The organism is Salinimicrobium flavum (genome assembly GCF_042684505.1).
Lineage (GTDB): Bacteria > Bacteroidota > Bacteroidia > Flavobacteriales > Flavobacteriaceae > Salinimicrobium > Salinimicrobium flavum.
On record NZ_JBHULT010000009.1, the window covers coordinates 229981 to 240827 of the forward strand.

3 protein-coding genes are annotated in these 10847 nt (G+C 40.7%); all 3 read right to left on the bottom strand.

The features are described 5' to 3' along the window. Positions 1-47 precede the first annotated feature (47 nt). A complete protein-coding gene (locus tag ACFSTG_RS10845) occupies positions 48-3686 on the bottom strand; it encodes a chemotaxis protein CheB (RefSeq protein ID WP_380752424.1) in 3639 nt (1212 codons plus the stop codon). 605 nt (positions 3687-4291) lie between these two features. Next, positions 4292-9562: a GEVED domain-containing protein gene (locus tag ACFSTG_RS10850; RefSeq protein WP_380752427.1), complete on the bottom strand. Its 5271-nt coding sequence runs from the start codon at positions 9560-9562 to the stop codon at positions 4292-4294. A 215-nt stretch (positions 9563-9777) separates the two neighbouring features. After that, a partial coding sequence (locus ACFSTG_RS10855) for a T9SS type A sorting domain-containing protein (protein WP_380752430.1) occupies positions 9778-10847 on the bottom strand: 1070 nt, incomplete at its 5' end.

The following is a 10847-nucleotide window of genomic DNA, read 5'->3' on the forward strand; positions in this document are numbered from 1 at the left end:
TTTAAATTTGCAAACCCAGTTAAAAAAGGGGTTCGAACATCTGGTGGTTAACCTTTAAATTTTATGTAGAAAGAACTTCCCACACCCACCTGGGAATCTACCCAAATGCTTCCTTCATGGAGTAGCACGATCTTTTCAACATGTGCCAGACCCACTCCCGTACCATCTTTAGCTTCATGTTTTTTTACACGGTTAAAGATCGTGAAGATATTCTGGAGATCTTCTTTAGCGATCCCCACCCCGTTATCAACTATAGAAAACACCCAGAATTCCCCCTCCCTGTACGAAGAGATGCGTACTTCAGGGTTCCTGTCTTCGGGGGTGTATTTAATGGCATTACTTATAAGGTTTTGGAACATTAATCTTAGTTCCACTTCATAACCTTCTATGGCAGGCAGATCTCCACAATGTATCTTCGCACCGGTATCCTTAATGCTTTTATCAAGATCATATTTCACCACTTCTACCAGTTCACGGGTATCAACCAATTTCTTTTGGCCGTTACGTCCAATCCTGGAATGTTCCAGCAGGGCTTTGATCTGGTTGGAAAGGCGTGAAGAAGCATCTTCAATATAGGACACGTAATTCTTTCCTTTATCATCCAGATTAGCCGAGTAGATCTTGCCCAATACATCACTTCCAAATTTAATGGTGGAAAGCGGCTCCTGCAGATCATGAGAACAAATTGAAACGAACTGTTCAAGATCGCGGTTTGCCCTTTCAAGATCTGCTTTTTGTTCTTTAAGTTGTTCTTCTGCACGTTTGAGGGCGGTAATATCTGCGAAGGTATGACGTATGGCAATGATATTATCCTCCTCATCCCTTTCGGCTGTCGCATTGAGAATAACCGGAATGATCTCGCCGGTCCTGGTAAGCAGATCTTGCTCAAGGTTAACGATCTTGCCGTGCTTATTGAATTTCTTGTTCGATTTTAGCGCTTCAACCTGTGATTCCTCATTATAAAGTTCGAAAAGCGAACGGCCAATAAGATCCTCTTTTGATTCAAATTTAAGCTGTTTTACCGCCATTTTATTGCATTGCAAAATGATCGAACTGTGAGGATCGACACTTATGTGCATCATAGGATCTTCTTCATAGAAGCTCTTATAGCGTTTTTCGCTCGCCTGCAGCTTTTCCTTTGATTTTTGAAGCAGTTCTATGTCGATGAAAGTGATCACAACCCCACTTACCTTTTGTTTAGAATCCATATAAGGCGATATCCTTCTAAGATAATGCTTTCCGTCTTTGGAAACTACCGCTCTTTCAAGGGTCTTCCCGGTGGAGAGCACTTTTTTAAGACGTACCAAAAGATTACTTTTTCCAATATTTCCCGTAAAATGGCTAATTGGCCTTCCAACATCAGAATTCAGAAAACTGAAATGTTCCCTGATCGCGGGGGTGAACTTTCGGATAAGCAGGTCTGAATCGAGGAAAATGGTACCTATCTGTGTACTCTCCAAAAGGTTGTTCATATCGGCATTAAGTGCCGCGAGATCGTCCATCTTCTGAATATTCTCGGCATTCACGGTGTTGATCTCCTCATTCACACTTTGAAGCTCCTCGTTGGTACTCTGGAGTTCCTCGTTGGAAGCCAATAGTTCCTCGTTCGCGGCCTGAAGTTCTTCATTACTGGTCTCGATCTCCTCCAGGGAACTTTGAAGCTCCTCTTTTGTGAGCTTTAACTCTTCTTCAAGGTTAGATACGTATTCTTTAGTACGACGGGTAAGAGTGATATTATCCACCTCTTCCACATCATCAAGTTTAAGTTCCTTTTCTATGAAAGTTATGACGTAACTGGTATCATCCTTCAGGTTATGATGTTCATAAGGTTTAATTATGATATCTACAGCCTTTTTACTGCCCTCATGTTGAAATGAAGCGTCTTTGTAATATACTTTCTTCTGATGTTTTTCTGCCTTCTTTAGGGTATTCTGGACCAAATATTTAAGATCTGCTTCCAGCATTTCCAGAAGGTTAATAGAAAATCCGCTCACCGGCAGATTAGCATATTTCCTGAATTCCCCAATAGCATCAAGTATATTATACTCGGAATCTATAAAGACACTCGCCCCGTTAAAATGTTCCAGGATGATGTCATTGAATTCCAGGTGAAGTTTATTTTTGGCAGGCTGTACCGAATATTTTTTCGCAGCCAGTTCTTTTGTACCAGAATTCTCAATAAGGCCGGTTGTTGCAGCATGAGATAAACCTGTATTCAAACGTTTACTGGGATTGATGTTTTTATAGATCTTCCATTTCCGGTCGACTTCCGCAAATTCCGATTTATGGCTCTGGACGCTTTCACTGGTGCCCAATACAAGGATCCCATCCTGTTTCAGGGAATAATGAAGAACATTTAAAGCCTTTTTCTGAATGGCGGGCTGGAAATAGATCAACAGGTTTCGGCAGGACACCATGTCCATATTGCTGAACGGCGGATTCTTAATTACATTATGCCTTGAAAACACCACGGCACTACGTATCTTTTCAACCACCCTGTAGGAATTCGTGAAACTCAGGAAATATTTGTTGAGGAATTCTGCAGGTACATCGGCAGCAATGCTTTCAGGATATGTCCCTTTACCTCCTATCTCCAGATGTTTTTCTGAAATATCAGTCGCAAAGATCTTGACCTCCAGGTGTTTTCCTTGTTTTTCCATTTCTTCAAAAATGCACATGGCAAAGGAATAAGCCTCTTCGCCGGTGCTGCAGGCAACATCCCACATTTTCAGGGTTTCTCCTTCCTTCTTATCCTTTACAAGTTGGGGAACAACTTTCTCCCGAAGTATTTCCCATACTTTACTATCCCTGAAAAATTTGGTGACCCCAATAAGGAACTCCCTGTAAAGTATCTCCACTTCTTCTTCCTTAGAAGTTAGATAGTCGTAATATTCAGCAAGGGACCGGCATTTACAAACGCTGACCCGTCTCGCGATACGCCTGGCAAGGGTGGAGCGTTTATACTCCCTGAAATCGAGTCCGGTCTTTTGATCAACGAAATTTAAAATTTTCATTAATTCAGACTGGTCATATGCTACATCCCCATCCTTGAAATGAAAAACGGCAGGTGCCGAAATAAAATTACCAATTTCAGGTGCCATTTTTTGAACCGGCAGCACGTAATCTACCAGTCCGGTTGCTATCGCGCTTTGAGGCATTCCGTCAAACTGAGCTTCCCCGGGTTCCTGTACCATGACCATCCCGTCATTTTCCTTAATAGCCCGAGCCCCGCGTGTTCCATCACTCCCAGTACCACTAAGAACTACGCCAATTGCTCTTTCCCTGGTTTCACGGGCAAGGGACTCAAAAAAGATATCAATAGGTAAATTCAGGGTTTGGCTCTTTGGTTTATCGGTAAGATAAAGAGAAGATCCTTTTAGCACCAGATTGTTTACGGGTGGAATAAGATAGATATGCCCGGGCTTCACTTCCAGGCCGTCACTTACTTCTACAATTGGCAAAGAAGTGCTTCGCTTCAGCAGTTCTCCCATCATGCTCTTGTAATCTGGAGATAAATGTTGAATTACCACATACGCACAACTGGAATCATTGGGGACGTTCTTAAAAAAGGCTTTTAAAGCCTCCAATCCTCCTGCACTGGCTCCAATTGCCACAATTCGGGCATCAGCGGTTATAACCTGAGAGTCAGTAAGAGGGATAGGGGAATTTTCACTGTTTTTCCTCATAGGAAATTAATAGGAATGTTGTTACACAGAATCTTAAGTGGGTCAAAATCTCAAAAATAAAGTTTAAAAAGCAACATCAAGACCGCTTTTGCCATTTAGAATGACAGAATGCAACGATTTATAATAAAATTTTAAGAAGTCAGGATACAAGATTTTTAACGAACGTGAAATTATTATAATTAAGGATTATTTCCTGTTAAAGGTCTGTTAACTCACTATATAAAGTACCCTCAGTATTTAGAAAATATGAAAAATCACAGAAAACAGTAAATACTTTTGCGAAGTGATTTCCCCTTGATTCTCTAAAATTCAAGGTATTTCTCATACTAACGGCCTCCACTACGTTTTCCCATAAAAATAAAACCGGCCCTTAAAAAAAACCTCCTCCCCCAAAGCTGTTTTTTCTAATTCCCGGTTTATGGTTATGCTTCTTAATAAATTAATTCTGAAGCATTTATACAACTAAAGATACTTCTTAAAAAGACACTTCGCAATCGCCTTTTTGAGTGATATTAAAAAACTCTTTAATACATAAAAAATGCTTCTGAAAAATGGTCTTTTCAGAAGCATTAATTTTTACAGGCCCCTGAGTTCATTTACATTACTCACTCCTTGATCAGGTTTAACTGGTATGATTCAGTGTTACTCTCCAGTTTTAAAATATAAACTCCGGAATTCCAGCTTTCTGTATTTACATTCCAATAGATGTTTCCGCCGCCAGAGGGAACCATAAAGGAACCATGTTCGATTAAACGGCTGTTAAGATCATAAATAGCAGCATCAAACGATTTTTCTCCAAAACCTTCAGAAAAACTTATATAAAACCCATTGCTTTCAACAGGATTTGGATATGCAAAAGGAACTTCCTCTGAAGCATAACTTTGATCCTCGCTAATAGTCGCTGCCATGGCACAGGAAGTACCTGAAGCATTAGATTGCATTTTAACTTCGGTGCCTGTGCTGTCATTCCAATACACGATAACCTGTGTCTGGCCTTTTGAAACTACAGAAGTGGTAAATTCATTTGATTCTCCTGCATTTAGACTGAAAGCACCCGACTCTGAACCCTTTCTCACTTCCCATCTCACCTCTACCGTGCATGAACCGGGGTTGTTCACCGTCCAGTAAACCAGAGAACCGGAAGTACAGTCGCTCAGGTTCAGGTTATCTGTTCCCAAACAAGTTGTACTTTCACAGGCATCTCCAATTCCATTACCATTAGCATCAGCCTGATCTGAATTTGCCACTTCGGGGCAATTGTCTTCTGAATCGGCTACTCCATCATTATCTGAATCTACTATCACGTTGGTGGCATCTACTCCATCGCAATTTTGATCGATCCCATCATCGGGAATGTCTTCCGCCTCAGGATGTATTTCGGCATCGGTGTCATCACAGTCTCCTGCTCTTGTTACATAATGCCCTTCAGGTTTGGTACAGGAAGAAATATTTGTTTCAGCAGAATCAATTCCATAGCCGTCCATATCGGCATCTACATACCATATCTGTACTTCACAATCTCCTGTGACCTGTACTTCAGCACTGAATTCAGAAGTATTTCCTTCCGCATCTGTAGCGGTGGCAGTCACTTTATCTCCGGATATTAAACTGCTACCGGAAGGCAAACCAATAATAACGGCTTTGGTTTTCTTTCCTTTAGGAATATCATTTTCAGTATACACATCACTTCCCAGATATTCCACTCCCTGCCGGTTTCCATCGCTTTTGAATAATTCCACAGTAAGAGGAAAGGCACTATAGCCGGGATCTGAAGGCAGAAGGTAATTAATGGTCAAACTACCAGATTCCATTGTGGCTCCTTCAGAGAGTTCGGGATAATTCTGAAGATTATTCGGGCCGTTATCTGAATCCAGCCGGTCATTCCTGCTTATTCCATCATTCCCAAGGTCAATACCTATGGAATTTTGCAAAAACTTATTTTCAAAGATCCTGTTATATCTGCCATAGCCACTATTTAAAATTATGCCAGCCTGCGAGTGATAAGCAATAAGATTCGAATTTCCTGAACTGACACCACCTATTTCCTGAAAAGAACCATTGAGCACAATTCCTGCAAGCCCGTTAGGAAGAGGCGACGTTCTATCTGTTTGAGTACCTAAATTATTGTTTAAAATACGGTTATAGGCTCCATTATTGATCCAGATCCCATATTCAGAATTACCGGATATTACATTCCCTCTTTCCGGCTCTCCAATAATATTATAGGTACCATTAAATATCTGAATACCATTTCTATTTGGTATCGCCAAGGTGCCTGCAGCATTGGAACCAATGAAATTCTGAACAATTATATCATTACTGGATTCAAGAAAAATACCTTCATCAAGATTTCCTGATATAGTATTGTTTTGGATACGATTACCACCATAATATTGTTGCTGTTCCCCTCCCAGAAGGTTGATACCCGTAGCATTGGGAAGAGGAGCATTTCCTTCTAAATCTGTACCGATTTTATTTGAGGAAATGATATTATTTTTAGAGTAATATATTCGTATTCCGGTTTCATTTCCCGAAATAAGGTTACCTGCCCCTACCTCACCTACAAAATTGGAACCTCCCAGGTGGATACGCATCCCGTCTATATTAGGAAGGGAATATTTACCCGTAACATCTGTACCTATTAAATTGTTTTTCACAGTATTTTCGGTACCACTAAGGACCAGCCCCGCAGCAGTACTTCCGGAAATAAGGTTATTAATAATATTATTATGGGAGGAATATGGTTGATCATTATTAATAACTTTTCTTCTATCTATTCCGGTCCAAATTCCAAATCTATTTTTAATGGTATCATTTCCATTAATATTAGTTCCGAAAAAATTATTAGTAATATTATTATTGTGAGCATTATCTAAAGAAATCGCTCTGCCATTGCCTCCAAAAAGATTACCATCAGATTCTCCGGCACCTCCAATTGTGTTACCACTACTGTTGTCGAGATAGACACCGTCGTAATTTGGATTTGCTGTCATCCCATCTACAGAAGTCCCAATTTTATTTCCTTCAATGAGATGATCATTAGTATTTTTGAGAAAGATTGCCATTGTATAAAGTCCATTGTTAAATCCGCCCATGGTAAATCCTTTTATTACACTACCGGAAGAATTTCCCATAAGCCCAAAGCCATATTCCCCATCCACTTCTGAAACTCCTGCGATATTGCTTCCATCAATAACCACCTGGTGGTTAGTAAATGAATAGTTTTGTTGGGTAGTGCCGTCTAATACCACCGGGTTTGTAATAATTGGTAAACCATCACTAAGACGGATAACAGGGGAGTCTATTGAAGGAATATTAAAGTGAATCTTGTCTTTTCCCCTACTCTTGTTGGCATTCTCAATGGCTGCTCTCAGACTGCAATTTCCCTCCAAATCAGCGCAAATGTTGTCTGAAAGATCGGCATCGGGATTATCTAAAGTAGTATTGACTACATAGGTTTTGGGTTGATAAGGTTCCAAAGTAATTATTTCACTGGTTACCTCTGGCAGTGCATCAACAGTGGCGAGAAGCCGGTACCTTCCAATCTGGTCTATCCTTAGATCTTTGAATGTGACGATTCCTTCTTTTGCTGAAAGTGTTTTCACCCCGCTCAAGACACCTCCGGAATTATCTAAATCAAGAAGAGAAATGGTCACGGAACCTGAGGAAGAAATTTTATTTCCTCCCAGATCCTGAAATTCCAGTGTTACATTATCAAGGGAATTTCCTGTCTCTCCATGTAAGGGAACGCCTGTAAACCGGAGAGCATTTGGAACTCCCGTTGTAGTGAACTGCAGAGGTTCAGAAAAATCTGATAAGGATCCTTCACAAATACTTCTTACTCTTACTTCATAGGTAGTTGTACTTTCCAGACCATCTAATTCCACATAGGGTAAAAATATCTCTCTTTTTAAAGACCATATTTCGTCTCCGGATTTTCTATACTCTACCTCATAGGATCCAACTCCCGGAACCGGTGTCCACGAATAAGTGATTTTAGAACCTTCAATCCCGGAAATATTTCCTCCCAACGGAGTGGTTGCAGCCTCACACGCGGTAGAAGCTTGTACATTCAAAGCGTAATCTTCAACCTCTCCATTCTTTGTAAGACCACAAGGAGTTATAACAGGATCATTTTCTTTATCATATGATCTGATTCGCAGTCTCTTTCTTCCCATGGAAGTATTGACTGGTGCAGTTATGGAAAAATTATAGGAGGTAAGATCTTCATCCGGGACATCTAATTTTTCTTTTTCAGGATCAAAAATTCCGTCATTGTCCCAATCTACCCATGCAGCAATTCTTTTCCCCGTAATATGCCCACCAACGTCTACCTTAACCTCATTAATTTCCTGTTTTGAAATACAAAAAGGTATCCCAAAGTAATTGCTGTATAATGATATTCCTGTATTATTGTTAACTTCCTGTATGCTTACGTTTTCAATATACAGAACTCCCATATTATTTCCCTGAGCTTTACATGCATCTTTTTCCTCTGAATATTTACCTATAACATTTCTCATAACCCTTATGGTACGGGCACCATCACCTTCCACAGGGTCTCCTGCTGCAGCTCCTAAATGAATAAACTGAGGATCAGAGAAATTGGGGATTCTTATGCTGTATCTGCCGTCATCATAGTAATTGCCCCCTGGATAACTCATGACATCACAGTACAAATTGGAATCGGAAGCCTCCCAGCGCCACCCGCCGGACCAGGTGTTCTCAGGCCAGTTTTTCCAGTTCGTGTTCCCCGGCTGGACTTTTTGATCTTTATTATGACCAATCCCCATATTATGACCTAACTCATGAATGAAGGTGTAAGAATCGCTGGCTTGTTGTACCCGGGTAACTGAAAAAGCGGAATTCTTATCTCCGTTAGCATCATTTAACAGCCAGGCTACCCCGCCAACATCAGAAATTAAATTGAACATGGCAACCATGTCAGCCCCCACAGTCGCTCTTAATGCATGTACTTCATCCAATATGCCGTCATCCTGATCTGTCATTTCAGACAAACTTGTGCCTCCGGAAGTTTCATTATATTCAACCAAACCGGAGTAAACAAGATTAAAGTTAATTCCCAAAGAACTATTAGCCGAGACATTATTGGCACTGGCAATAGCTGTAGCTATGGTATTTTCGATCCCGTCATTATTTGCATCTGCCCATTCTTTTGCCGCAGGGGTATATATCAGCATTAGATCGATCACTATCTCTCCTTCAATAATCTCCTCCTCACATGTGAATTTATCCAGTTGATTACTTTCACTTTCAACAGGATTAAAATTATCTAAATCCTGATCTTCAACGGGAGAATCTTTTTCGGAATTACCGGGATTTCTTTTTTCTGCATTTTTAGGGGAGGAGCAATCTTCCAATATATTAAGCTTCTCCGGATCCAGCAGAAAAAGAAAATTTCCTTTTCCTGTTTTGTCCCTTCGGGTAGAATATTTTTCTTTTAATTCAGGTATATCAACGGTTAGTAGATATGACCCTTCTGAAGTGGTGATATAAGCAAAGGAATAATCGAATTCGTCCAACTTTAAAGTGAGAGTGGTAACATTATTGACGTCTGTAATCTTTCTAACCACTGTTGACGAGAAATCTTTATCCCTGAAAAGCTGCAGTTGAAGCTTTGTTCCTTTGGTAATAGGTCCTGGATTTGCTACAGCAGGATTAAGATCAAAAGGGCGGGCTCGTTTAGCCTGCGCAAAAAAGGGAGCTCCTTTCTTTTCTTCCAAAGAGACTTCCGGTTTGTTTTCAAGTCCGTTTACGTTAATGTTGATTTTTTCCTGAGCATATCCAGCCATGCTTAGCAATAAAAAAAGAGTTATGCACACCAGCTTTCCGGAGAAATTGTAAAAATTTTTCATAATACGAGCTTTAGGCTTGCCCAAGGAAGGGATTGTGGGTAGCGATAGAATTTCAATAAGTCCCCCCAATTTATGAAATATAAAACCTTAGGTCAATCACCTTTAAGGGGGATAAAAAAAACCGGTTCCGGGAAATTTCACCTTCCCCCAAAGATGAATTACCCAAAACCGGTTTGTCTGGTCCTGCAACAAAAGAAGTTTACTTTTGGTTATCCTTAATTCTTCATAAGCTGAACCTGATATTCATTTGAAGGACTTACTAACCTCAAAATATATACTCCCTGATCCCATTCGCTGTGATCGAGATTCCAGAAAATATCTCCCCCTCCAACAGGAACCTCAAATTTCTGACTTATAAGGAATCGTCCGTTGTAATCATAGATACCTCCCTGTAATGTCTGACCACCTGCCCCTTCAGGGAAACTGAGCCAGAAACCGTCCTCTCCTATGGGGTTAGGGTAAGCTGTAATACCAATTACGGCATCACTGGTAGCCTCTAAGCTGGCCCCCGGATTTGGACATTGTGGTCCGGTCGAAGCCATTGTTCGCTTCTTGTCCTTACCTTTACTATCCTTCCAGGTAACTATTACCTGTGTTGGGAATTTCTCAGCTACCGGGGTAGAAAATTTATTATCACCTGGATATGCAATGAAAAAGTCTGAAGTATTCTCCTTCCTCAATTCCCAGATCACTTTCACGGCACAATCTGAAGGATTATTAACAAGCCAGTTACGCACTTTTGAAGGCTTATCAGAGCAGAGTTCTGTAATATTGAGAACATCTGATCCCAGACAATCCAGTGGCTCATCCCCGCCAACACAATCCTGGTCAATACCGTCACCGCGGATGTCAAATGCACCGGGATAAATGGTATCTTCATTATCATTACAATCAGTATTGTTCAGGCTAAAGCCTGCTCCTGGATCTGAACAGTAAGCCTCCCCAGGATCGTTTTGATCTCCAAAAGTATCACCATCCCCGTCTTTATAATAAACGATCGTTGGTAATCCAATCTCTGAATTTTTAGGATCACAATCTTCAGTATCAGCAACACCATCGTTATCGTCATCCAGATCACAGGCATCTCCTAAACCGTCATTATCATAATCCTCCTGAAGTGGGTTATTAATAGTTGGACAGTTATCAAGAGTATCGGTAATTCCATCTCCATCTGAGTCATCCTGGTTTCCGGGTTCTACTATAATTGTCACTTCATCGGTATCACTAGCCCCTTCATTGTCCAAAACGGTAAGGGTAACAAGATGGGTCCCCACTGCAAAGTCTA

Bases quoted from the DNA above. Each gene is read 5' to 3' on its own strand.
- ACFSTG_RS10845 (WP_380752424.1), bottom strand. From the start codon at position 3,686: ATGAGGAAAAACAGTGAAAATTCCCCTATCCCTCTTACTGACTCTCAG.
- ACFSTG_RS10850 (WP_380752427.1), bottom strand. From the start codon at position 9,562: ATGAAAAATTTTTACAATTTCTCCGGAAAGCTGGTGTGCATAACTCTT.